Annotated in this window: 15 protein-coding genes and 1 pseudogene; 14 read left to right on the top strand and 2 right to left on the bottom strand. The window is 67.1% G+C overall.

The genetic code is table 11. The annotated features are described in order from the left end of the window. The gene (locus HBE63_RS24235) at nucleotides 1–1,611 is read right to left on the bottom strand and encodes an N-acetylmuramoyl-L-alanine amidase (RefSeq protein ID WP_166907016.1); all 1,611 of its coding nucleotides are present in this window, start codon (nucleotides 1,609–1,611) and stop codon (nucleotides 1–3) included. 127 nt (nucleotides 1,612–1,738) lie between these two features. Then, entirely contained in the window at nucleotides 1,739–2,686 is a 948-nt protein-coding gene (locus HBE63_RS24230; RefSeq protein ID WP_166907015.1) for a hypothetical protein, read from the bottom strand. 240 nt (nucleotides 2,687–2,926) lie between these two features. Between HBE63_RS24230 and glf the strand changes: the two genes are divergently transcribed. From glf to HBE63_RS24160, 14 genes and pseudogenes are all read left to right on the top strand, one after another. Next, nucleotides 2,927–4,174, top strand: a complete 1,248-nt coding sequence (gene glf / locus HBE63_RS24225; protein WP_166907014.1) for a UDP-galactopyranose mutase — start codon at nucleotides 2,927–2,929, stop codon at nucleotides 4,172–4,174. After that, on the top strand, nucleotides 4,171–6,129 hold the full coding sequence (locus tag HBE63_RS24220) for a glycosyltransferase (protein WP_166907013.1): 1,959 nt from the start codon (nucleotides 4,171–4,173) through the stop codon (nucleotides 6,127–6,129). Before glf ends, HBE63_RS24220 begins: the two co-directional genes overlap by 4 nt. Before the next feature lies 1 nt (nucleotide 6,130). Continuing rightward, nucleotides 6,131–6,676 carry a phosphatase PAP2 family protein gene (locus tag HBE63_RS24215; RefSeq protein WP_166907012.1) on the top strand — a complete coding sequence of 182 codons (546 nt, stop codon included), beginning with the start codon at nucleotides 6,131–6,133 and terminating at the stop codon, nucleotides 6,674–6,676. After that, nucleotides 6,673–7,614 carry a decaprenyl-phosphate phosphoribosyltransferase gene (locus tag HBE63_RS24210; RefSeq protein ID WP_166907011.1) on the top strand — a complete coding sequence of 314 codons (942 nt, stop codon included), beginning with the start codon at nucleotides 6,673–6,675 and terminating at the stop codon, nucleotides 7,612–7,614. Before HBE63_RS24215 ends, HBE63_RS24210 begins: the two co-directional genes overlap by 4 nt. Next, nucleotides 7,592–9,634, top strand: a complete 2,043-nt coding sequence (gene zomB / locus HBE63_RS24205; protein ID WP_305848710.1) for a flagellar motor control protein ZomB — start codon at nucleotides 7,592–7,594, stop codon at nucleotides 9,632–9,634. Before HBE63_RS24210 ends, zomB begins: the two co-directional genes overlap by 23 nt. A 185-nt stretch (nucleotides 9,635–9,819) precedes the next feature. Further along, nucleotides 9,820–10,110: pseudogene (locus HBE63_RS24200) on the top strand (hypothetical protein); the annotation flags it as partial. Between the two features lie 138 nt (nucleotides 10,111–10,248). Beyond that, complete coding sequence (locus tag HBE63_RS24195) at nucleotides 10,249–11,244, top strand: esterase family protein (protein ID WP_166907010.1); 996 nt, start codon at nucleotides 10,249–10,251, stop codon at nucleotides 11,242–11,244. 217 nt (nucleotides 11,245–11,461) lie between these two features. After that, a complete protein-coding gene (locus tag HBE63_RS24190) occupies nucleotides 11,462–12,373 on the top strand; it encodes an alpha/beta hydrolase-fold protein (RefSeq protein ID WP_166910139.1) in 912 nt (303 codons plus the stop codon). A gap of 75 nt (nucleotides 12,374–12,448) precedes the next feature. Further along, the gene (locus HBE63_RS24185; RefSeq protein ID WP_166907009.1) at nucleotides 12,449–12,895 is read left to right on the top strand and encodes a hypothetical protein; all 447 of its coding nucleotides are present in this window, start codon (nucleotides 12,449–12,451) and stop codon (nucleotides 12,893–12,895) included. A 42-nt stretch (nucleotides 12,896–12,937) separates the two neighbouring features. Continuing rightward, on the top strand, nucleotides 12,938–13,951 hold the full coding sequence (locus HBE63_RS24180; RefSeq protein WP_166907008.1) for a cutinase family protein: 1,014 nt from the start codon (nucleotides 12,938–12,940) through the stop codon (nucleotides 13,949–13,951). A 253-nt stretch (nucleotides 13,952–14,204) separates the two neighbouring features. Next, complete coding sequence (gene fadD32 / locus HBE63_RS24175) at nucleotides 14,205–16,094, top strand: long-chain-fatty-acid--AMP ligase FadD32 (RefSeq protein WP_166907007.1); 1,890 nt, start codon at nucleotides 14,205–14,207, stop codon at nucleotides 16,092–16,094. Between the two features lie 56 nt (nucleotides 16,095–16,150). Further along, on the top strand, nucleotides 16,151–21,556 hold the full coding sequence (gene pks13, locus HBE63_RS24170; protein WP_166907006.1) for a polyketide synthase Pks13: 5,406 nt from the start codon (nucleotides 16,151–16,153) through the stop codon (nucleotides 21,554–21,556). Next, the gene (locus HBE63_RS24165) at nucleotides 21,553–23,106 is read left to right on the top strand and encodes an acyl-CoA carboxylase subunit beta (RefSeq protein WP_166907005.1); all 1,554 of its coding nucleotides are present in this window, start codon (nucleotides 21,553–21,555) and stop codon (nucleotides 23,104–23,106) included. Before pks13 ends, HBE63_RS24165 begins: the two co-directional genes overlap by 4 nt. A gap of 10 nt (nucleotides 23,107–23,116) precedes the next feature. Further along, a complete protein-coding gene (locus tag HBE63_RS24160) occupies nucleotides 23,117–24,547 on the top strand; it encodes an NAD(P)/FAD-dependent oxidoreductase (RefSeq protein ID WP_166907004.1) in 1,431 nt (476 codons plus the stop codon). Nucleotides 24,548–24,643: the final 96 nt, after the last annotated feature.

The raw sequence follows: 24,643 nt of genomic DNA, 5'->3' as shown, positions 1-24,643 counted from the left end.
TCAGGTGATCGGGGTGAAACGCTCCAGTTGCACCGGCTGCTGATCTGGTGCCGGCGGGGGCAGTTCCACCGGCACACCGTCGACGACGCGGGTGACGGTGCCCTTCTCGCGATCGAAGTTCAGCGTGCCGTGCTGGAAGTTCTGCACGATCCACTGGGGCTCGGGGATCTCTGAACTGGTCGGCAGGCCCAGGACTCCGCGCTCGAAGCCGAGTGCTCCCCATGCCTCGTAGATGGCGCCGGTGACCGATTCTGCACCGCTGTCCGGTGACCAGTACACGGCGCCGCGCTCGAAGGTGGCGTAGCGTGCGGCCCCTTCACCGGTGGTCTCGGGCGAGGTCGGGTTGCCGAGCATGCCGGTCGGCCCGCCCGTCGCCTGCCAGCGGGCGTAGATCGCGCCGCCGCGCATCTGGTCGGCCAGGTCCTCGGGGCCGGGGGGCCGGTTGAAGCGCGCGGCGATGTCGCGGATGCGGCCCATCTGGGCGTAGGCCGCGTTACCGGGGCAGTCGGTGATGCCGACATCGCGGTGGGTGAAGATCGTCGGCAGCGTCGGGGTGGCTCCGCGGGGGAAATGGGTGAACGATCCGCCGGCGGAGGTCAGCACGACGGTGCCGTGTGGGTCGATGTGATCGAGGCCGAGGCGCCAGCCCAGCAGGCGCCCGGTGTTTCGCACCTGGATCTCGGTGGGTGGCACGACGTCGAAGTCGCCCAGCATCGCCACACCCCAGGTGTCGATGTTGAAGCCGCCGGTGTGGGAACCCTCGACGGGCCTGTCCATGCCGCCCGCACGGCCCTCGAACACCTGGCCGTACTTGTCGACCATGGCGTTGTAGGCGATGTCGCACCAGCCCAGTTCACGGGTGTGGTACTCGTAGATCGACCGGATGATGCCTGCCGAATCCTCGGGGGCGTAGTCGTTGCTGCCCGCCGTGTGGTGCACGATTCCGGCTCGGATGCCCTTGTCGTACACGGTGTTTCCGCATCGCATCGACTCGTCGGCGCCCCACTGTGCGCGGCCGATGATGGTCGGCGGCTGGCCGGGGTTGATGGCGGCGGTCGGCAGCGGCCCGACGTCGACGGGGGACTGGGGCGGGCTGATCAGCACGGCAGTGACGTTCTGGCCGATGGGCGCTTCGACGTTGGCGGGCACATAGCCGAGCCCCGGTTTGGCCGGGCCTGCCTTCCCGGGCGGTGGCGGGGCGGCCGGCCGGGGTGCGCGGGTGACGGCGATCTGCACGGTGGTGGTGCGGCCGACGAACACCGGTTCGGTGCCGCGCGGGCCGGGAGTGTCGGCGCCGACCCCGTCGAGGTTCTCGGCCTGGTACCAGGGGCCCCAGGTGCCGTCGTCCTTGCGGGCGCGGACCCGGGCGGAAGTGCCGCGTAGGTCCGGAGAGGTGAGCGCGACCATCGAGAACGGGTTGTCCTGATGGACCTCGCGGATGCTCTCACCGACCGCCAGATTGTCGAGCGGTTGCTGTGTGAGCTGCGGTGCAGCGTTCGCCGGGTCGGGTTGTTCGCCGGAATCGGATCCCGAGATGGCCCACGGCACGATCACGACTGTCGCCGCAAGGGCGGTGAAGAGAAGTGACGGCACGGAACGGCGGGACTGCACGGACTGATGTTACGTATGGGTCTAGTGTTACTAATGATTCGACACGGTCGGCGCGTCGTCTTTTTGACACAACGGCACCGCAGAGCCGGTGGCTTCTGCGGTGCCGTTCTTCTAATCGGGCCTGTGCTTACGCGGGCGGCGGTACCGGAGCCGGCGCCGGTGCGGGCACCGGCGGCTTCATCGCCGAGGTGATCGCCGGCATGACCATGCCCTTGAGCAGGTCGATGGCCTGGCCGGCGCCGAGCTGCTGAGCCGCGCTGGACAGGTCGCCGAACAGACCGCCACCGCCGCCGCCGGTGGCCGGCATCGCGGACAGCGACGGATCGGCACCCAGGAGCGGGTAGGTGCCCGCGCTGGGATCGAGCCCGATCGGAGCCGAGATCGGCACTTCACCCGGGGCGCCCAGACCGCCGGACAACGACGGGTCGAGGCCTGTCGGCGAGGTCAGACCCCCACCGCCCAGTCCAGCGGGGGTGGTGGTCAACCCGCCCGGCGCGGCACCTGCCGGCGTCAGTGCCGGGTCGGTGAGCGAGCCGGTCGGCGGGGTGAGCGCTGGGTTGGTCAGCCCGCCGGGTGCGGCCGGAAGCCCGGCCGTCGGCGAGGTCAAACTCGGTGACGCGCCATTGGGGCTGGTCAGTGCGGCGTCAGGGGATGTCAGGCCGGGCGAGGCGAGCCCCGGCGTTGTCAGCCCCGGCGACGTGAGTCCTGGCGAGGTGAGGCCGGGCGAGGTGAGGCCCGGGTCGGTGAGGCCTGGCGCGGTCAGCCCCGGTGAGGTCAACCCCGGCGACGCCAGACCCGGAGAGGTCAGGGTCGGCGAGCCGAGCGACGGCGTCGGCGACGAGCCGCCCAGCATGGGCATCGGCGGCAGGTTGACGCCGAACTGGGACAGGCCCTGCGAGAGTGCGGACATCAGTTCACCCGGAAGGTCGGTGACCAGCGCGGCCTGGGTGAACTCGCGCTCCTGTGGCGCGGGGGACAGCTGCGACACGGCAACTAGGGCGACTGGACTTGCGACTGCCACTGCGGCGACTGCGCTCATGGCTGTCGAGAGCTTGCGTCGACGGCGGTTCGGCACGGAAGTCTCCTCAATATGTTTGCAGCGAAGGAGCTGCACTTCGGATTGCAGGTGGGTGCTCTCCTCTTGCTTCATCGGTATTCCGGACCAGTTGATGTGACGCCCATGAATACCAATGAGATCGATGGTAAGGCTGTGACTGGTGTGTCTAGAGTGACGATATTGAATCGTGAGCGAATTGCGACCTGGGCCCTTGTCGAATTCGGGGCACCGGGGCGCGGTCGGATACCCTGGCTGCCGATGACGTCCTTATCTCCCCGGGTCACTGCAGACCAGTCCAGCGGCCATTTCGACTTATTCGTCGTCGGCTCCGGCTTCTTCGGCCTGACGATCGCCGAGCGCGTGGCGACGCAACTGGGCAAGCGTGTCCTTGTTATAGAACGACGCCCGCACATCGGTGGTAACGCCTACTCCGAGGCCGAACCGCAGACGGGCATCGAGGTCCACAAGTACGGGGCCCACCTGTTCCACACCTCCAATCAACGGGTGTGGGACTACGTGCGGCAGTTCACCGAGTTCACCGGCTATCAGCATCGTGTCTTCGCGATGCACGACGGCCAGGCGTATCAGTTCCCGATGGGGCTGGGCCTGGTCTCGCAGTTCTTCGGCCGCTACTTCACGCCGGACGAGGCCCGCGCCCTGATCAAGGAGCAGGCGGCCGAGATCGCCGGGCACGAGGCGGCCAACTTCGAGGAGAAAGCCATCTCCTTGATCGGGCGCCCGCTCTACGAGGCGTTCATGAAGCACTACACCGCCAAGCAGTGGCAGACCGACCCGAAGGAACTGCCCGCGGCCAACATCACCCGGCTGCCGGTGCGGTACACGTTCGACAACCGCTACTTCAACGACAAGTACGAGGGCCTGCCGGCCGACGGGTACACCGCCTGGCTGCAGAACATGGCCGCCGACGACCGCGTCGAGGTGCGGTTGGACACCGACTGGTTCGACGTCCGCGACGACCTCCGCGCGGCGAACCCCGACGCCCCCGTCGTGTACACCGGCCCCCTGGACCGCTACTTCGATTACGCGGAGGGTCGTTTGGGTTGGCGCACACTGGATTTCGATCTTGAAGTGCTCGATACCGGGGACTTTCAAGGCACGCCCGTCATGAACTACAACGACGCCGACGTGGACTACACCCGGATCCACGAGTTCCGGCATTTCCATCCCGAGCGGGACTACCCGGCCGACAAGACGGTGATCATGCGGGAGTTCTCGCGATTCGCCGAAGAGAACGACGAGCCGTACTACCCGATCAACACCGAGGCCGACCGCGCCCTGCTGGCCACCTACAGGGCCCGCGCCAAGTCTGAAACCGCCTCGGAGAAGGTACTTTTCGGTGGTCGGCTGGGCACCTACCAGTACCTCGACATGCACATGGCAATCGCCAGTGCACTGAACATGTACGACAACGTCCTGGCACCGCACCTGACTGACGGTGCGCCGCTGGTGACCGAGCAGACCGACAAGGAAAGCAGCAACGCATGAGTGACATCCCTTCCGGCGCACTGGACGCCGGAGAATCCAGGGCGGTCAGTCTGCTGGCCCGCGTGATCCTGCCGCGACCGGGTGAGCCACTGGACGTCCGCAAGCTCTATCTCGTCGAAGACCCGACCAATGCCCGCCGGGCCCATGCGCCGACCCGGACGACCCTTGAGATCGGCACCGAGTCCGGTATCTCGTTCGCGACCTACTTCAACGCCTTCCCGGCCAGCTACTGGCGGCGTTGGTCCACCCTGAAATCAGTGGTGCTGCGCGTCGAGTTGACCGGCACCGCCCGCGTCGACGTCTACCGGTCCAAGGCCACCGGTGCCCGGATCACCGTCGGTGGCGCCCCTGTCTCCAGCGAAACCGTCGGAACCGCCACTGAGCCCATGGGCGGCCCAGCCGCCGTGGAATTCGAGATCGACCTCACCCCCTTCGAGGACGGCGGCTGGATCTGGTTCGACATCACCAGTAACACTGCGGTGCGGGTCCACAGTGCCGGTTGGTACGCCCCGTCCCCCGCGCCGGGCCGGGCCAACATCGCCGTCGGCATCCCGACCTTCAACCGTCCCTCGGACTGCGTCAACGCACTCGCTGCCCTGACCTCGGATCCGTTGGTGGACGAGGTGGTCAGCGCGGTCATCGTGTCCGACCAGGGCACCAGCAAGGCCAAGGATCACCCCGGCTTCGACGCCGCCGCGACCGCCCTCGGCAACCGGCTCACGATCCACAACCAGCCCAACCTCGGTGGCTCCGGCGGTTACAGCCGGGTGATGTACGAGGCGCTGAAGAACACCGACTGTGAACAGATCCTGTTCATGGACGACGACATCCGCATCGAACCCGATTCGATCCTGCGCGCCCTGGCCATGAACCGGTTCGCCAAGGAACCCATCCTGGTCGGTGGGCAGATGCTCAACCTGCAGGAGCCGTCACACCTGCACATCATGGGCGAGATGGTCGACCGGGCGAACTTCATGTGGTCGGGAGCCCCCAACACCGAATACGACCACGACTTCGCCAAGTACCCGCTGGACGACACCGAATCCGACCGGAGCAAGCTGCTGCACCGCCGGGTCGACGTGGACTTCAACGGCTGGTGGATGTGCATGATCCCGCGGCAGGTGGCCGAGGAACTCGGCCAGCCGGTGCCGTTGTTCATCAAGTGGGACGACGTCGAGTACGGTCTGCGCGCCGCCGAGCACGGCTACCGCACGGTCACCCTGCCCGGCGCGGCGATCTGGCACATGGCCTGGAGTGACAAGGACGACGCCATCGACTGGCAGGCCTACTTCCACCTGCGCAACCGGCTGGTGGTCTCGGCCCTGCACTGGGACGGCGACGTGCGGGGGCTGCTGGCCAGCCACCTCAAGGCCACCTTCAAACACCTTCTGTGCCTTGAATATTCGACGGTCGCCATCCAGAACCAGGCCATGGAGGACTTCCTGGCCGGCCCGGAGCACATCTTCTCCATCCTGGAATCGGCTCTGCCCGACATCCGCAAGATGCGCCAGGATTACCCCGACGCCGTCGTGGTGGGCGGTGCCACCGAACTACCTCCGGCCTCGGATCTCAGGCGCAAGAAGATCGGCATTCCGGTCTCCAAGCCGGCGATCGCCGTGAACCTGGCCCGCGGGGTCGTCCACCAACTGCGTCAGCACGATCCGCAAACCCACATCCGGCCACAGATCAACGTGGCCACCCAGGACGCCCGCTGGTTCTCCCTGTGCCGGGCCGACGGGGTCACCGTCACCACCGCCGATGGGCGTGGTGTGGTGTACCGGCAGCGGGACCGCGCCAAGATGTTCGCATTGCTGCGTGCCTCGCTGCGGCAGCAGTTGCGTGTGGTCCGTCAGTTCGACCGGCTGCGCAAGGTCTATCGTGAGGCGCTGCCGGTGCTGACCAGCACCCAGAAGTGGGAGACGGTGTTGCTGACGGAGTCGGCGGAGAAAAACTGACATGACCGATGCCCCGCGCGGCGAGGACGCCGTGTTGGTTGCCGTGCAGTCTGCCCTGGCCACCCGGCCGGGTGTCCTGACCGGCGCGCGTGCGCTGTCGCACTTCGGCGAGCACAGTCTGGGTTGGCTCGGGCTCGCCGCCGCCGGTGCGCTGGCCCAGCCGGCCAAGCGCAAGTCATGGCTGGCGGTGGGTGCCGGGGCGTTCCTGGCCCACGCCGCCGCGGTCCTGATCAAGCGGGTGGTGCGCCGTGAGCGGCCACACCACCCCGATATCGCTGTGAACGTCGGGACGCCGAGCCGGCTGAGTTTCCCGTCGGCACATGCCACCTCGACCGCCGCAGCAGCGGTGCTGCTGGCCCGGACCACCGGTCTGCCGGTGCGTGCGGTGCTGATGGTGCCCATGGCACTGTCACGTCTGGTGTTGGGCGTGCACTATCCCACCGATGTGCTCACCGGCGTGGCCGTCGGAGCAGCCGTCGGAGCAGCCGTGGGTTCTGTGGTCGGAAAAACTGCCGGTGTCGGGCCGAAGGAGACCGTGGCCAAATGAGTGAGGAAGTGCTGCCGGAGGTAGGCCCGCCGAAGAATCTGGCCGCGGGGCTGATCAAGGCTGTCCGTCCGCGCCAGTGGATCAAGAACCTGCTCGTCCTGGCCGCCCCGTTGGCCGCGGTCGGCAGCGGCATCCAGTACGACTACGGCGACCTCGCCTACAAGGTGTCGATCGCGTTCGTGGCGTTCTGTCTGGCCGCGTCGTCGATCTATCTGATCAACGATGCCCGTGACGTCGAGGCCGACCGCGCCCATCCGACGAAACGGTTCCGGCCGATCGCTGCCGGGGTGGTGCCGGAGTGGATGGCCTACACGCTGGCCGTCGTTCTGGCCGTGGCGTCGCTGGGCATCTCGTGGCTGCTGACCCCGGCTCTGGCGCTGGTGATGGCGGTGTACATCGCCATCCAGCTCGCGTACTGCTTCGGCCTCAAACACCAGGCCGTGCTCGACATCTGCATCGTTTCCTCGGGATTCCTGATCCGCGCCATCGCCGGTGGTGTGGCTGCCGATATCCCACTGTCGCAATGGTTCCTGCTGGTGATGGCCTTCGGCTCGCTGTTCATGGCGGCCGGTAAGCGGTATGCGGAACTGCAGTTGGCCGAGCGGACCGGGGCCAAGATCCGCAAGTCGCTGGAGAGCTACACCAGCACCTATCTACGGTTCGTCTGGACACTGTCGGCCACTGCGATGGTGCTCTGCTACGGCCTGTGGGCGTTCGGGCGCGACAGTGCCAACGACGCCTTGGGTCTCGACGGCCAGGACGCATCGTGGTACGCGATCACGATGGTTCCGTTCACCGTCGCGATCCTGCGCTATGCGGTTGACATCGACGGTGGCATCGCCGGTGAGCCTGAGGAGATTGCGCTGAAAGACCGAGTGCTGCAGATCCTGTTCCTGGCCTGGATCGGAACCATCGGTGCAGCCATCTACTTCAGCTGACCGGATTACGCTGCGCCGCCTGGCCGGTGGCGTGGGTGCCCGGTTGGCGCGGTGGCCGGTGTTTCCCTACGACGTCTCGGTGCGGGTCAGCCTGTGGGTGAGCGTGGTCGTGGTGGCCGGGCTGTTCGGCTGGGGCGCCTGGCAGCGCCGCTGGATCGCCGACGACGGCCTGATCGTGCTGCGGACGGTGCGAAACCTGATGGCGGGCAACGGTCCCGTCTTCAATGCGGGTGAGCGGATCGAGGCCAACACCTCCACCGTGTGGACCTATCTGGTCGCGCTGGGCGCGTGGCTCGGCGGTCCGGTCCGGATGGAGTACGTGGCGCTGGCCTTTGCGTTGACGCTGAGCGTGCTCGGGGTCGTCCTGGCGATGCTCGGCACCGGCCGGTTGTATGCCCCCAGCCTGCAGGGCCGGCGGGCTCTGCTGCTGCCCGCCGGCGCGCTGGTCTACATCGCCGTTCCGCCGGCCCGCGACTTCGCCACCTCAGGGCTCGAAAACGGTTTGGTCCTGGCCTATCTGGGGCTGCTGTGGTGGATGTTGGTGTGCTGGTCGCAGGCTCTGCGTGCGGCTCCGGCACCGCGGCGCGGGACACCCAAGGCTGCACCGAATCCGGCGTCCAGCAAGTACTTCGAGGGAGCGCTGGCCGCGCTTGCCGGCCTGAGCGTGCTGATCCGCCCCGAGCTGGCGTTGATCGGCGGCGGCGCACTGGTCATGATGCTGATCGCGGCGCGCGGTTGGCGGCGCCGGGTCCTGATCGTCGTGGCCGGTGGACTGCTGCCGGTCGCCTACCAGATCTTCCGGATGGGTTACTACGGGCTGTTGGTGCCGGGCACCGCGGTGGCCAAGGACGCCTCGGGGTCCAAGTGGTCCCAGGGCCTGACCTACCTCGCCAATTTCAACCACCCCTACCTGCTGTGGGTGCCGGTGCTGCTGCTGGCCGCACTCGGTGCGGTGTTGCTGACCACGCGGACCCGGCCGTGGTGGGTGCGCCATCAGGTGCCCCGCGGCTACGGCTGGCTGGCCCGCACCGTCCAAAGTCCCGCCGCGGTAGTGCTTTTCATGTTCGCCAGTGGGATGCTGCAGGGTATCTACTGGGTGCGGCAGGGCGGTGACTTCATGCACGGCCGGGTGTTGCTGACCCCGCTGTTCTGCCTGCTGATGCCCGTCGCGGTCATTCCGGTCGTGCTACCCGACGGCACCAGGTTCACCCGCGAGACGGGTTACCTGCTGGCCGCGGCCACCAGCGTGCTGTGGGCCTCGGTGGTGGGCTGGTCGATCTGGGCCGCCAACTCGTCGGGGCTGGGGGCCGACGGCACCCGCGTCACCTACACCGGCATCGTCGACGAGCGCCGGTTCTACTCGCAGGCCACCGGCCATGCGCACCCGCTGACCGCCGCCGACTACCTGGACTATCCGCGCATGCGTGCGGTGCTGACCGCGATCAACAACACCCCCGACGGGGCGCTGCTGTTGCCGTCCGGCAACTACGACCAGTGGGACGTCGTCCCCGCCTATCCGCCGCCGCCCGACCTCACCCCGGAAGCCCGTCGGGCGCTGGAAACCCCGCACACGGTGTTCTTCACCAACATGGGCATGCTGGGCATGAACGTCGGGCTCGACGTGCGGGTCATCGACCAGATCGGCCTGACGAACCCGCTGGCGATGCACACCCAACGGCTGACCGACGGCCGCATCGGCCACGACAAGAACCTGTTCCCGGACTGGGCCGTCGCCGAAGGGCCGTTCCTCAAGACCAAACAGTGGATCCCGCCCTACCTGGACGAGGACTGGATCTCGCAGGCGAAGGCGGCACTGGATTGCCCGGCCACCGAGTCGATGCTGAACTCGGTGCGCGGAGAGATGAACCCGCGGCGGTTCCTGTCCAACCTGGCGCACGCGTACGAGTTCACCAAGTACCGGATCGACCGCGTGCCGCTCTATGAGTTGAAGCGATGCGGCCTGCCGCTCCCCGAGCCGAAGAACCCGCCGTACACGGGGATGCCCGCCACCGGACCGTAGCGGGGGCGAGGTCGTAGGACCGGATTCTGTGTATTCGGTAACGCCTGGCCGGGCGGCGCCGATACCCAGACGAGACCGCGTGATCGATCTTGAACGGACGGTACGAGAAACCAATGCTGACCTGTGGTGTTTCCGGCATGGGCCCTTGGGGCCGGCGGCTGCCGACGGCCACGGCCGCGTTGGCACAGACCTACACCTATAAATGGGAGACGTTCCTCACACCGGGGCTGCCGTCGTACCTGGCTGCCGACCAGCAGGTCTCCACGACCGGAAACGGCTCGAACCGCGTAATGAGTGCCAGCAGCCTGGAAACGCTGGCGATCAAGAGCAACAAAGACTTTCAGGCTGCCTACGGCAAGGCGGGCGGCAGCAACGTGAGCTTTCACTTCCCCCCGGCGGGCAACGATGCCTGGCCGTACTGGGCGGCTCGGTTGCAGGCCCTGAAACCAGACCTGATCGCGACAATCAACGGCTGAGGGAGCGATCAGGGACGACAACTGCTGAGGAGAAGCATCACGCATTCGTGTGGTTGACTACACGAGCACGTGAGCCGCTTACGTCGGTCCTGACATCGATGTGCGGAATACGAAGAAGAGATTCAGATAGGGAGCGGTATGAAGTTCGTTGGGAAGATGCGCGGCTTGTCGCGCCGGCTGACGGTCGCGGCTGCGGCAGCGGCCGTGCTGCCTGGCCTGGTTGGCGTCGTGGGCGGCTCGGCTACCGCTGGAGCCTGGTCTCGACCCGGCCTGCCGGTCGAGTATCTCGAAGTTCCGTCGGCAGGGATGGGACGTGACATCAAGGTCGAGTTCCAGAGCGGTGGCGCGGGTGCACCCGCGTTGTATCTGCTCGACGGTATGCGCGCTCGCGAAGACCAGAACGGGTGGGACATCGAACTGCCGACGTTCGAGTGGTTCCTGAACTCGGGTATCTCGGTTGTGATGCCGGTCGGCGGCCAGTCCAGCTTCTACAGCGACTGGTACAAGCCGGCCTGTGGCAGTAAGGACGGCGGCTGCAAGACCTACAAGTGGGAGACCTTCCTGACCCAGGAGCTCCCGGCGTGGCTGGCGGCCAACAAGGACGTGAAGTCGACCGGCAGCGCTGTGGTCGGTCTGTCGATGGCCGGTTCGTCGGCACTTATGCTGTCGGCTCGCCACCCGGAGCAGTTCATCTACGCAGCCTCGCTGTCGGGCACGTTGAACCCGTCCGAGGGCTGGTGGCCGATGCTGATCGGTGTCTCGATGGGTGATGCCGGCGGCTACAAGGCCGACGACATGTGGGGTAAGACGGGTGATCCGGGCAACGCCTGGAAGGCCAACGACCCGACCGAGAACGTCGCGACCCTGGCCAACAACGGCACCCGCCTCTGGGTCTACTGCGGTAACGGCAAGCCGGGCGAGCTGGGCGGCGCCGACATGCCCGCCAAGTTCCTCGAGGGCTTCGTGTGCCGCACGAACTCCACCTTCCAGGAGAAGTACATCGCAGCCGGTGGCAAGAACGCGGTGTTCAACTTCCCGCAGAGCGGTACGCACAACTGGGCCTACTGGGGCCAGCAGCTGCAGGCCATGAAGCCTGATCTGCAGCGTGTTCTGGGCGCCACCCCGACCGCCTGAGCGGACGGCAGGTAACGCCTCCTAGGTGAGACACGGAAGACGGCGGCGATCCCCAACGGGGTCGCCGCCGTCAGTCGTTTCCGGGTCCTGCCGCGGTCGGGCGTTTGGCCCCCCGGCTGTGAGGTCGATGTGGTTCACTACAACGCGGGTTACGTGTGCGGTGGGCCCAGATGTGTAGGGCACAGTTACGTCCGGCAGGCAGCAGGAGAGGTTGATGATGAGGCGTGCGTTGAGTCTGATGCGGGCGATGCTGCTGGCCCTGTTGGCCCCGGTGCTCGGCGCCGCCCTGTGGGCCGTGTCCGCGACGACGGGCGCGCCGGCCCGGGCCGATGGTGTCGAATACCTGATGGTCCCGTCGGCGGCGATGGGCCGCGACATCCCGGTGGCGTTCCAGGGCGGTGGCCCGCATGCGGTGTTTCTGCTCGACGCGTTCAACGCGGCCCCTGACGTCAGCAACTGGGTCAACGCCGGTCACGCGATGAGCACCCTGGCCGGTCGCGGAATCTCGGTGGCAGCCCCGGCCGGTGGCGCCTGGAGCCTCTACACCAACTGGGAACAGGACGGCAGCAAGCAGTGGGAGACGTTCCTGTCCGCCGAGCTGCCGGACTGGCTGGCCGCCAACAAGGGTCTGGCCCCGGGCGGGCACGGGATCGTCGGAGCCTCACAGGGCGGCACCGGCGCGCTGACGATGGCCGCGTTCCATCCCGACCGGTTCCGCTTCGCCGGGTCACTGTCGGGCTTCCTGACCCCGTCGGCCACCACCCTCAACGGCGCGATCACCGCAGGCATGGCGCAGTTCGGCGGGGTGGACAGCTACGGCATGTGGGGTGCCCCACAGCTGGGCCGCTGGAAGTGGCATGACCCCGACGTGCACGTGCAGCTGCTGGCTGACGCCAACACCCGGTTGTGGGTGTACAGCCCCGGCGCGCTCACTTGCAGCGACCCGGCCGCGATGATCGGTGTATGCGATCTTGCCCAGGGCAGCAACCGATCCTTCTACCAGCACTACCGCAGCGTCGGCGGTAGCAATGGGCACTTCGACATGCCCGCCGGCGGCCAGCATGACTGGGGTAGCTGGGCCCCGCAGCTGGCGCAAATGTCGGGCGAACTGGTCGCGACCATCAAGTAACCGTCCGGGCGGTCCGCCGGAATGACCAGAATCAGCTGCGCCGGGACACTTTTCACCAGCCGGTACGGTGGAAGCGTGCAGCACACGGTACGGTCAGCCACCCTGGTGGTAGCGGTGTCCGCTGCGTCGTTGCTGACGGCGTGCGATGCGGGCAGCGACATCATGGCGCCACTGGCCCTGCCGACGTCACAGGTCAACGGTGCGCAGCCGCAGGCGGTGTCCGCGGAGCCCCTCCCACGCCGCTCCGGTGCGCTGGCCATCACGTCGCAGCAGCACACTTATCTCGATGAGCTCAAGGCCACGGGCATCAGTCCCTCCAGTGAGCTGCTGGCGCTGTCGATCGGGTCGTATGTGTGCCAGGCCCACGCCGCCAAGCTGAACGACCAGGCCGTGCGGGATTTCGTCCTACCGCTGGTGCGCAGCGATGTCCGGGCCGCCCATACCTCGGAAAGCCCGACCTCCGGCGAGATCGACGCCGCCGCCACCGATTACATCCGTATCGCCACCGAACATCTCTGCTGAGAAGCAGATCACTGCACCGCACGCGAGGAGCCCGAGTAACCCATGGCAAAAAATGCCGGCCGCAGGAAGCGGCACCGCATCCTGGCCCTGATCGCCGCCGCGGCGATGGCACTCGTGGTGGTGCTGGTGGTGACGATCGTGGTGATCGTGATGCGTCGTCCCGAAACCCCGTCGGCACCGCCGTCGGCCCAGCCTCCGGCCGGAGTGCCGGGCCCGTCGGGGACGCGTAAGCCGCGCCCGGAGTACCAGTCCGCCGACTGCCCCGACGTGATGTTGCTCTCGATCCCCGGCACCTGGGAGTCCTCGCCGCAGGACGACCCGTTCAACCCGACGCAGTTCCCGCTGTCGCTGATGTCGAATGTCAGCCGGCCGATGGCCGAGCAGTTCGGGACGGACCGCCTCGAGGTGTACACGGTGCCCTACACCGCGCAGTTCCATAACCCGTTCTCCGCCGACAAGCAGATGTCCTACAACGACAGCCGCGCGGAGGGAAAGCGCGCCGCGGTCAAGGCGTTGACGGACATGAACGACCGGTGCCCACTCACCAGTTACGTGATCGCCGGGTTCTCGCAGGGCGCGGTGATCGGCGGGGACCTGGCCAGCGATATCGGCAACGGTCGCGGCCCGGTGGACGAGGATCTGGTGCTGGGCGTGACGTTGATCGCCGACGGCCGCCGCCAGTTCGGCGTCGGGCAGGACGTCGGCCCCAACCCGCCCGGCCAGGGTGCCGAGATTACGCTGCACGAGTTGCCGGTGCTGTCCGAGATGGGCCTGACCATGACAGGTCCGCGGCAGGGCGGCTTCGGGGCGCTCAACGACCGGACGAATCAGATCTGCGGCAAGGGAGATCTGATCTGCTCGGCGCCGGAGGAGGCGTTCTCGATCTTCAACCTGCCCAAGACGCTGGAGACGCTGACCGGCAGTGCGGCCGGTCCGGTGCACGCCTTGTACAACACCCCGCAGTTCTGGGTGGAGAACGGACAAACCGCCACGCAGTGGACGCTGAGCTGGACCAAAGACCTGGTGGACAACGCGCCGCATCCGAAGCACGGGTAACCGGGACGGGTCAAAGGCATCAATCGCGCGTCGGATTTGGCCGGGACCGTCACGGTCCCTTAACATTAAGAGAAAAATAAGAGCTTCGTGCGCGAGTAGTGGGTTAGATAGAGCCGTCAGCTGATTCGTGGCATGGATCGGCGAGCCCGGTACGATCGTCGGGTTTGGGTACGTATCGGCCGCCGAGTGGCTGCGACGCACGGGCAGTGACGTGCGACAACGCGACGAGTACGGCTCTGACAGGAGATTTTTAATGCCGTTCATCAATCCGTTCATCAAGGACGGTCAGATCAAGTTCCCTGACGGCGCCAGCATCGTCGAGCACGTCGAGCGTTGGGCCAGGGTTCGTGCTGACAAGCTGGCATACCGTTTCCTGGACTTCTCGACCGAACGTGACGGCGTCGCCCGCGACCTGACCTGGGCCCAGTTCAGCGCCCGCAACAAGGCGGTGGCCGCCCGGCTTCAGCAGGTCACCCAGCCCGGTGACCGCGTCGCCATTCTGTGCCCGCAGAACCTCGACTACCTCGTCGCCTTCTTCGGCGCGCTCTACGCCGGCCGCGTCGCGGTGCCGCTGTTCGACCCGTCCGAGCCCGGACACGTCGGCCGCCTACATGCGGTGCTGGACGACTGCCACCCGTCGGCGATCCTGACCACCACCGATGCCGCCGAGGGCGTCCGCAAATTCTTCCGCAGCCGGCCGGCCAACCAGCGCCCCCGGGTCATCGCCGTCGACGCCGTGCCCGACGACGTCGCCGCCACCTGGGTCCACTTCGAGGACGTCGACGAGAGCACCATCGCCTACCTCCAGTACACCTCCGGATCGACCCGGATCCCGACCGGTGTGCAGATCACCCACCTGAACATGGCCACCAACGTGGTGCAGATCGTCGAGGCGCTCGAAGGTGAGGAGGGCGACCGCGGCCTGTCCTGGCTGCCGTTCTTCCACGACATGGGTCTGGTCACCGGGCTGATCGCCCCGATGATCGGCCACTACTTCACCTTCATGACTCCGGCCGCCTTCGTGCGCCGGCCCGAGCGCTGGATCCGGGAGATGGCCCGCAAGGAAGGCGACATCGGCGGTGTCATCTCGGTGGCCCCGAACTTCGCGTTCGACCATGCGGCAGCTCGGGGTGTCCCCAAGGATGGTGAGGCGCTGGACCTGTCCAATGTCAAGGCCGTGCTCAACGGCAGCGAGCCGATCTCGGCGGCCACCGTGCGTCGGTTCAACGAGGCGTTCAGCCCGTTCGGCTTCCCGGCCAAGGCCATCAAACCGTCCTACGGTCTGGCCGAGGCAACGTTGATGGTGTCGACCACACCAGCCGCCGAAGAGCCGAAGATCATCTACGTCGACCGCGACGAGCTCAACAGCGGTCGCATCGTCGAGGTGGACGGCGATTCGGTCAAGGCGGTGGCCCAAGCCTCGGCCGGCCGGGTCGGCGTCTCCGAGTGGGCCGTCATCGTGGACGCCGAGAGCGCGACCGAGCTGCCCGACGGCCAGGTCGGCGAGATCTGGATGAGCGGCCAGAACATGGGCACCGGATACTGGGGTAAGCCCGAAGAGTCGATTGAGGTTTTCCAGAACACCCTCAAATCGCGGACCAGCCCGTCACACGCCGAGGGCGCTGAAGACGATGCCACCTGGGTCCGCACCGGCGATTTCGGCGCCTTCTACGACGGTGACCTCTACATCACCGGCCGCGTGAAGGACCTGGTCATCATCGACGGCCGCAACCACTACCCGCAGGACCTGGAGTACTCGGCGCAGGAAGCCAGCAAGGCGCTGCGTACCGGCTACGTGGCGGCCTTCTCGGTGCCGGCCAACCAGCTGCCCGACGAGGTGTTCGAGAACGCGCACGCGGGTCTGCACCGTGACGACGACGACAGCTCCGAGCAGCTGGTCATCGTCGCCGAGCGTGCACCCGGCTCCCACAAGCTCGAAGTCGGCCCGATCACCGATGACATCCGCGCGGCGATCGCCGTTCGCCACGGTGTCACCGTGCGCGACGTGCTGCTGACCGCGGCCGGCGCCGTCCCCCGTACCTCCAGCGGCAAGATCGGCCGGCGGGCCTGCCGCTCCGCGTACCTGGACGGCAGCCTGCGCACCGGGAAGATCGCGAACTCGTTCCCCGACGAGACGGACTAACCGAAACTCCAAGCCACGAGGCCGACCAGCCCGTTCTGATGCAAGGTGACCTGAATATGGATGAAGCACAAAGCAATTCGAATCCTGAAGAGGGCACCCAGCCCGCCGGGGCACCGGCGTCGCGCCCCGACCTGACCGTCGCGGAGATGCGCGAGTGGCTGCGCAAGGCGGTTGCGACCGCCACGAGTCAGTCGGCCGACGCGATCGACGAGACCACGCCGCTGATCGAGCTGGGTCTGTCCTCGCGGGACGCGGTGGCCATGGCCAGCGACATCGAGGACCTCACCGGTGTCACGCTGACGGCCACGGTGCTCTTCCGGCACCCGACCATCGAGTCGCTGGCCACCGTGATCATCGAGGGTGAGCCCGAGCCCGAGAACACCGATGATGCGGACTGGACGCGTGCCTCCGATGTCGAGGACATCGCGATCGTCGGCGTCGCAACCCGCTTCCCAGGGGACATGAACTCCCCTGACGAGATGTGGGAGGCACTGCTCGCCGGTAAGGACGCCATCACGGACCTGCCCGAGGGCCGCTGGGAGGAATTCCTCGCCGAGCCGCGGATCGCCGAGCGCGTCGGCAAGGCCAGCATTCGCGGCGGCTATCTCTCGGATATCAAGGGGTTCGACTCCGAGTTCTTCGCGCTGTCGAAGATGGAGGCCGACAACATCGATCCGCAGCAGCGGATGGCGCTCGAACTGACCTGGCAGGCGCTGGAGCATGCCCGCATCCCGGCGTCGAGCCTGCGCGGTACCAATGTCGCTGTGTACGTGGGTAGTTCCAACAACGACTACCAGTTCCTCGCCCTGATGGACCCCACCGCCGCGCACCCGTACGCGATCACCGGTACTGCCACCTCGATCATCGCCAACCGCGTGTCCTACTTCTACGACTTCCGTGGACCGTCGGTATCGGTCGACACCGCCTGCTCCAGTTCGCTGGTCGCCGCGCACCAGGGTGTGCAGGCGCTGCGCTCCGGCGAAGCCGATGTGGCCATCGTCGGCGGGGTCAACGCCATGATCACCCCGATCGTCACCATCGGTTTCGACGAGGTCGGCGGAGTGCTGGCCCCGGACGGCCGGATCAAGTCGTTCTCCTCCGATGCCAACGGATATGCCCGCTCCGAGGGCGGCGGCATGCTGGTGTTCAAGCGGGTCTCCGATGCCCGCCGCGACGGGGACACCATCCTCGCCGTGATCGCCGGCAGTGCGGTCAACCATGACGGCCGTTCCAACGGCATGCTCGCGCCCAACCCGGACGCGCAGGAAGATGTGCTGCGCAAGGCCTACAAGAACGCCGGAATCAACCCGCGCGACGTCGACTACATCGAGGCGCACGGCACCGGCACCATCCTGGGTGACCCGATCGAGGCCGACGCACTGGGCCGGGTGGTCGGCCGCGGTCGCGATGCCGACAAGCCCGCCCTGCTGGGCGCGGTGAAATCTAATGTGGGACACCTGGAGTCGGCCGCCGGCGCGGCCAGCCTGGCGAAGATGACCCTGTCGCTGCAGCGCGACAAGCTGCCCCCGTCGATCAACTACGCGGGCCCCAACCCGTACATCGACTTCGACAAGGAACACCTCAAGGTCAACGACACCGTCTCGGAGTGGCCGCGCTACAGCGGGCACGCCATCACCGGTGTCTCGGGCTTCGGCTTCGGTGGCGCCAATGCTCACCTGGTGCTGCGCGAGGTCTTGCCATCGGATCTGGTCGAGCCGCAGCCGGAACCCGAAGCGGTCGAGGACAAGCCGGCTGACGACGACGCCGACGCTACCTATGTCGGTGGTGTGCGGATGGACGAGTACGGCGAGTTCGTCCACCAAGAGGATGAGGCCGACGAGCACTCCGCGTACGGCTTGACCGATCATGAAGCGAATTACGAGCTGCCCGGCCTGACCGATGAGGCGCTGCGGCTGCTGGAGGCGGCCCGTGAGGAGTTGGCCGCTTCGGAAGCTGTCGAGCCGACCAAGAAGGTTGTCCCGCTTGCCATCTCGGCGTTCCTGAGCTCACGCAAGAAGGTCGCTGCGGCTGAGCTGGCGGACTGGATCGACAGCCCCGAGGGACGCGAGGCCTCCCTGGAGTCGATCGGACGCTCGCTGTCACGCCGCAACCACGGCCGTTCCCGCGCCGTGGTGCTGGCCCACGACCACGACGAGGCGATCAAGGGCCTGCGGGCGATCGCCGAAGGTAAGCAGCATCCGACGGTGATCTCGGCCGACGGTCCGGTGACCAACGGCCCGGTGTGGGTGCTCGCCGGTTTCGGTGCACAGCACCGCAAGATGGGCAAGAGCCTGTACCTGCGCGAGCCGGTCTTCGCCGAGTGGATCAACAAGGTCGACGCGCATATCCAGGATGAGCGCGGGTACTCGATCGTCGAACTGATTCTCGATGACGCGATCGACTACACCAACGACACCTGCGAATACCCCATCGAAGTGGTCCAGACGGTGATCTTCGCCCTCCAGATCGCGCTCGGTGAGTTCCTCAAGGCCCACGGAGCGAAACCCGGTGCGGTGGTGGGACAGTCGCTCGGTGAAGCGGCCGCCGCCTACTTCGCGGGCGGCCTGTCGCTGGCCGACGCCACCCGGACCATCTGCTCGCGCGCACACCTGATGGGTGAGGGCGAGGCGATGCTGTTCGGCGAGTACATCCGGCTGATGGCGCTCGTGGAGTACTCGGCCGACGAGGTCAAGACCGTCTTCGCGGACTACCCGGGCCTTGAGGTGTGTGTCTACGCCGCCCCGACCCAGACCGTCATCGGCGGTCCGCCGGAGCAGATCGACGCGATCATCGCGCGCGCCGAATCCGAGGGCAAGTTCGCGCGCAAGCTCCAGACCAAGGGCGCCAGCCACACCCAGCAGATGGATCCGCTGCTCGGTGAACTGTCCGCCGAAATCCAAGGTATCGAAGCGCATCCGCTGACCATCGGTTACTTCTCGACCGTGCACGAGGGCAAGTTCATCCGGCCCGGCGCCGAGCCGATCCACGATGTGGACTACTGGAAGAAGGGGCTGCGCCACAGCGTCTACTTCACCCACGGCATCCGCAATGCGGTGGACAACGGCCACACCACCTTCCTGGAGTTGGCGCCGAACCCGGTGGCACTCATGCAGGTTGGGTTGACGACGGCGTCGGCCGGGCTGCACGACGCGCAGCTGGTCGCGACCCTGGCCCGCAAGCAGGACGAGGTCGAGTCGATGGTCACGGCCATGGCCCACCTGTTCGTGCACGGGCACAGCCTGGACTTCCGGACCCTGTTCCCGCGCAAGTCCACCGGTCTGGCCGGCGCCCTGGACTTCGCCAACATCCCGCCCACCCGGTTCAAGCGCAAGCAGCACTGGCTGGAAGCACAGTTCACCGCGGACAGTTCGGCAGTGATGCCCGGCAACCATGTCGCGACACCCGACGGCAAGCATGTCTGGGAGTTCGTGTCGAAGGGCACCGCTGACCTCGCCGCGCTGGTGAAAGCGGCTGCTGCGCAGGTGCTTCCGGATGCCAAGCTGACGGCCTCGGAGCAGCGTGCAGTGCCGGCCGAGGGCTCGCGCCTGGTCACCACGCTGACCCGGCACCCGGGCGGCGCCTCGGTGCAGGTGCATGCCCGGCTGGATAACGGAGGCGAGTCTTCCTTCTGTTTGGTCTACGACGCGATCGTGACCCGTGGCGGTGCCGCGGCCGCTCTGCCGACCGCGGTCGGTGCCGGTGTGGTCGCCGAGCAGGTTTCGGCTACCCCCGCAGTGGCAGCTGAGCCCGAGGTCGAGGACGATGCTGCCATCCTGTCCGACAACCTGACCAAGGGCGCCGGCATGGGTGCGGGATTTGCCAAGTGGTCACCGGATTCGGGCGAGACCATCGCGCAGCGACTCGGCGCCATCGTCGGCGGTGCCATGGGTTATGAGCCCGAGGATCTGCCGTGGGAGGTGCCGCTGATCGAGCTGGGCCTGGATTCCCTGATGGCCGTTCGGATCAAGAACCGGGTCGAGTACGACTTCGACCTGCCGCCGATTCAGCTGACCGCGGTGCGCGACGCCAATCTGTACAACGTCGAGGAGCTCATCAAGTACGCGATCGAGCACCGCGACGAGGTGGATCAGATCGCGGAGTCCCAGAAGGGCCAGACGGCCGACGAGATCGCGGCCGCACAGGCCGAACTCCTGGGCGGTGCCTCCACGGTCGCCGAGCTTGAGGCCAAGCTGGCCGAGTCCGGGCACCCGTTGGGGGAGCAGGCTGAGGAAGCCGCCGGGGTGGTCCCGGTTGCCGAGGCCGCCGCCGTCGAGGGCCTGGAGATCCCGCCGGCGCCGACCGATCCGGCCGGACCCAGCAAGGCCACCGCGGCTGCCGCCGCTGCCAAGGTGCTCACCCAGGAGGCGGTCACCGAGGCGCTCGGCGCCGACGTGCCCCCGCGTGACGCCGCGGAGCGGGTCACCTTCGCGACCTGGGCGATCGTCACCGGCAAGTCGCCGAGCGGCATCTTCAACGAGCTGCCCTTCGTCGATGTCGAGACCGCGACCAAGCTGTCCGAGCGGCTCTCCGAGCGCGCCGAGGGCACTGTCACCGTCGAACAGGTGCGTTCGGCCAAGACCATCGAAGAGCTGTCCACGATCGTGCGCGATCAGCTCGAAGAGGGTGTGGTGGACGGGTTCGTCCGAACCCTCCGTCCCGCGAAGGACGATGGTCCGCAGGTTCCGCTGTTCGTGTTCCACCCGGCCGGCGGATCCACCGTGGTCTACGAGCCGCTGATGAAGCGCCTGCCCGCGGACACTCCGGTGTACGGCATCGAACGGGTTGAGGGTGCGATCGAGGAGCGCGCTGCCGAGTACGTGCCCAAGCTGCTGGCGATGCACAAGGGACCGTTCATCCTGGCCGGCTGGTCGCTGGGCGGGGCGCTGGCCTACGCGTGTGCGATCGGGCTGAAGCAGGCCGGCGCGGATGTCCGGTTCGTCGGGCTGATCGACCTCGCGCTTCCGGGAGAGCCGATCGACCAGAGCAAGGAGGGTATGCGGGCCCGTTGGGATCGCTACGCCCTGTTCGCCCAGCGCACGTTCAATGTCGAGATCCCGGCGATTCCGTACGAGGAGCTGGAGCAGCTCGACGACGAGGGCCAGGTGAAGTTCGTTCTGGACGCGATCAAGGACAGCGGTGTGCAGATCCCGGGCGGGATCATCGAGCATCAGCGCACGTCGTACCTGGATCAGCGGGCGCTGGCCACCATCGAGGTCCAGCCCTACGACGGCCACGTCACGCTGTACCTGGCTGACCGCTACCACGATGACGCCATCGTCTTCGAGCCCGCGTACGCGACCCGCAAGCCCGACGGCGGCTGGGGGGAGTACGTGAAGGATCTCGAGGTGGTGCCCATCGGAGGCGAGCACATCCAGGCCATCGATGAGCCGTACATTGCCAAAGTGGGTGCTCACCTGAGCGAGGCGATCAACCGTATCGAAGCCGAGAGCGAGAGCAAGTGACGAACAAGACCACGGCTGAACTCCTGGCAGAGCTCCGCGAAAAGCTGGAACTGGCCAAGGAGCCCGGCGATGCGAAGGCGATCGCAAGGCGCGACAAGAAGGGCATCCCGAGCGCCCGCGCCCGAATCCACGCCCTGGTGGACCCGGGCAGCTTCCTGGAGATCGGCGCGCTGGCCAAGACCCCGGGCGACCCCAACGCGCTCTACGGCGACGGCGTGGTCACCGGGCACGGCACCATCAACGGCCGCCCGGTCGGCGTGTTCAGCCACGACCAGACGGTGTTCCAGGGTTCGGTCGGTGAGATGTTCGGCCGCAAGGTGGCCAAGCTGATGGAATGGGTGGCCATGGTGGGTTGCCCGATCATCGGGATCAACGACTCGGCAGGCGCCCGCATCCAGGACGCTGCGACCTCGCTGGCCTGGTACGCCGAACTCGGCCGCCGCCATGAGATGCTGCGTGGTCTGGTCCCGGAGATCTCCATCATTCTGGGCAAATGCGCGGGCGGCGCGGTCTATTCGCCGATCCAGACCGATCTGCTGGTGGCGGTGCGCGACCAGGGCTACATGTTCATCACCGGCCCCGACGTGATCAAGGACGTCACCGGTGAGGACGTGACGTTCGACGAGCTCGGCGGTGCCGACGTGCAGGCCCAGCGCGGCAACATCCACAAGGTGGTCGAGGATGAGGCGGCTGCGTTCCAGTACGTGCGCGACTACCTTTCGTTCCTGCCCGCCAACCACTTCGACGACGCTCCGATCGTCAACCCGGGCCTTGAGCCCGAGATCACCCCGCACGATCTGGAGCTGGATTCGATCGTGCCGGATGCCGACAACACGGCGTACGACATGCACGAGATCCTGCTGCGGATCTTCGACGACGGTGACGTCTTCGAGATCGCCGAGCAGCGCGGCCCCGCGATGATCACCGCGTTCGCGCGGGTGGACGGCCGTCCGGTGGGTGTGATTGCCAACCAGCCGATGTTCCTGTCCGGTGTGGTGGATACCGATGCCTCCGACAAGGCGGCCAGCTTCATCCGGTTCTGCGACTCCTTCAACCTGCCTTTGGTTTTCGTCGTCGACACCCCCGGCGCCATGCCCGGTGTGGAGCAGGAGAAGAACGGCATAATCAAGCGCGGTGGCCGGTTCTTCAACGCCATCGTCGAGGCGGACGTGCCGAAGGTGACCATCGTCGTCCGCAAGGCCTACGGCGGCGGGTATGCGGTGATGGGCTCCAAGCAGCTCTCGGCAGACCTGAACTTCGCCTGGCCGACCGCGCGTATCGCGGTGATCGGCGCAGAAGGAGCCGCACAGCTGTTGGTGAAGCGCTTCCCGGATCCGACCGCACCCGAGGTGCAGAAGATCCGCGCCGATTTCATCGAGGGCTACAACCTCAACCTGGCCACGCCGTGGATCGCGGCCGAGCGCGGTTACATCGACGGGGTGATCCAACCGCACGAGACCCGGCTGCTGCTGCGCAAGTCCCTGCACCTGTTGCGGGACAAGCAGAACGCACCCAAGACGCTGCGCAAGCACGGCCTGACCCCGATCTGATCCAGCGCGCGTGAATACCGCGGTGGTGGTCGGTGCCGGGCCCAACGGGCTCGCGGCGGCTGTCACGCTGGCGTCGGCCGGGCTGGACGTCACCGTGCTGGAGGCCGCCGAGGAGATCGGCGGCGGGGTGCGTTCGTCGAGCGAGAGCCTCGCGGACGGTTTCCCCGCGGGCCTCATTCACGATCACTGTGCAGCGATCCATCCGATGGCGGTCGGTTCGCCCTTCCTGGGTGGGCTCGGGCTGGAACACCATGGGCTGCAGTGGAAATGGCCTGAGGTCGATTGCGCGCACCCACTCGACGATGGTGATGCCGGCCTGTTGTACCGCAGTGTCGACGACACCTCCGCAGCCCTCGGCGCGGACGGCGCCAGGTGGCGGCGGGCCTTTGGCGGGCCGTCGGCAAAGTTCGACACCCTGTCGCAGGACATCATGGGGCCGCTGCTGCGGGTGCCGAAGCATCCGGTGGCGTTGGCCCGGTTCGGTGCGCCCACGGTGTTGCCCGCGGCGGCGTTCGCCCGGCTGTTCCGTACCGAACGGGCTCGGGCACTGTTCGGGGGCGTTGCGGCACATACCTTCCGGCCGTTGCATTATCCGCTGACCTCGGCCATCGGCCTCGGCATCATCACGGCCGGGCACCGGCACGGCTGGCCGGTGGCACAGGGCGGTTCGCAGGCCATCACCGATGCGCTGGCTGCAGTGCTCGCCGAGTTGGGTGTCACGGTGGAAACCGGTGTCCGCGTTGCTTCTGCGGCGCAGCTGCCGCCGGCTGACGTGACGATGTTCGATCTCGCGCCGACCGCCGTCGTCGACATCCTGGGCGACCGGTTGCCGCGCCGGGTGGCCCGCGGCTTCCGTCGCTTCCGTTACGGCCCAGGCGCATTCAAGGTGGACTTCGCAGTGGAAGGCCCGGTGCCATGGGCCAACCCACAGGCCGGCCGGGCAGGAACCGTGCATCTGGGCGGTGAGCTCGCCGAGGTCGCGGCGACGGAACGGGAGATCCACGCCGGCCGGATGCCGCAGCGGCCGTTTGTGCTCGTCGGGCAGCAGTATGTGGCCGATCCGTGCCGTTCGGTCGGCGACATCAATCCGGTGTACTCGTATGCCCATGTGCCGCACGGCTATACCGGTGACGCGACGGAGGCGATCATCGGCCAGTTTGAGCGGTTCGCGCCCGGGTTCCGCGACCGGATCGTCGGGATGGCGGTGCGGTCGACGACGGAGATGTCGGTGTACAACGCCAACTACGTCGGCGGTGACATCTGTACGGGCGCCAAGGACATCCGGCAGTTGATGTTCGGCCCGCGGATTACACTGCAGCCCTACCGAATCGGTGTTCCCGGGATGTACCTGTGTTCGGCGGCCACCCCGCCGGGCCCCGGGGCGCACGGCATGTGCGGCGCCAATGCCGCCGCGGTCGCCCTCGGCGCACTGCCGCGCTGAAGGTTTGCGGTGAGGCCTCAGCGCACAGCCTTACTCACAAGCGTGTAATTCGAAAACGTACCGTCTGAAAAGCGGTGATGTGGGACCCATCGAAAA

The sequence above is a fragment of the Mycobacterium sp. DL440 genome, from assembly GCF_011745145.1.
Taxonomy (GTDB): Bacteria; Actinomycetota; Actinomycetes; order Mycobacteriales; family Mycobacteriaceae; genus Mycobacterium.
Note: the sequence above shows the minus strand (reverse complement) of the source record. Positions and strands in the feature narration are given on the sequence as shown.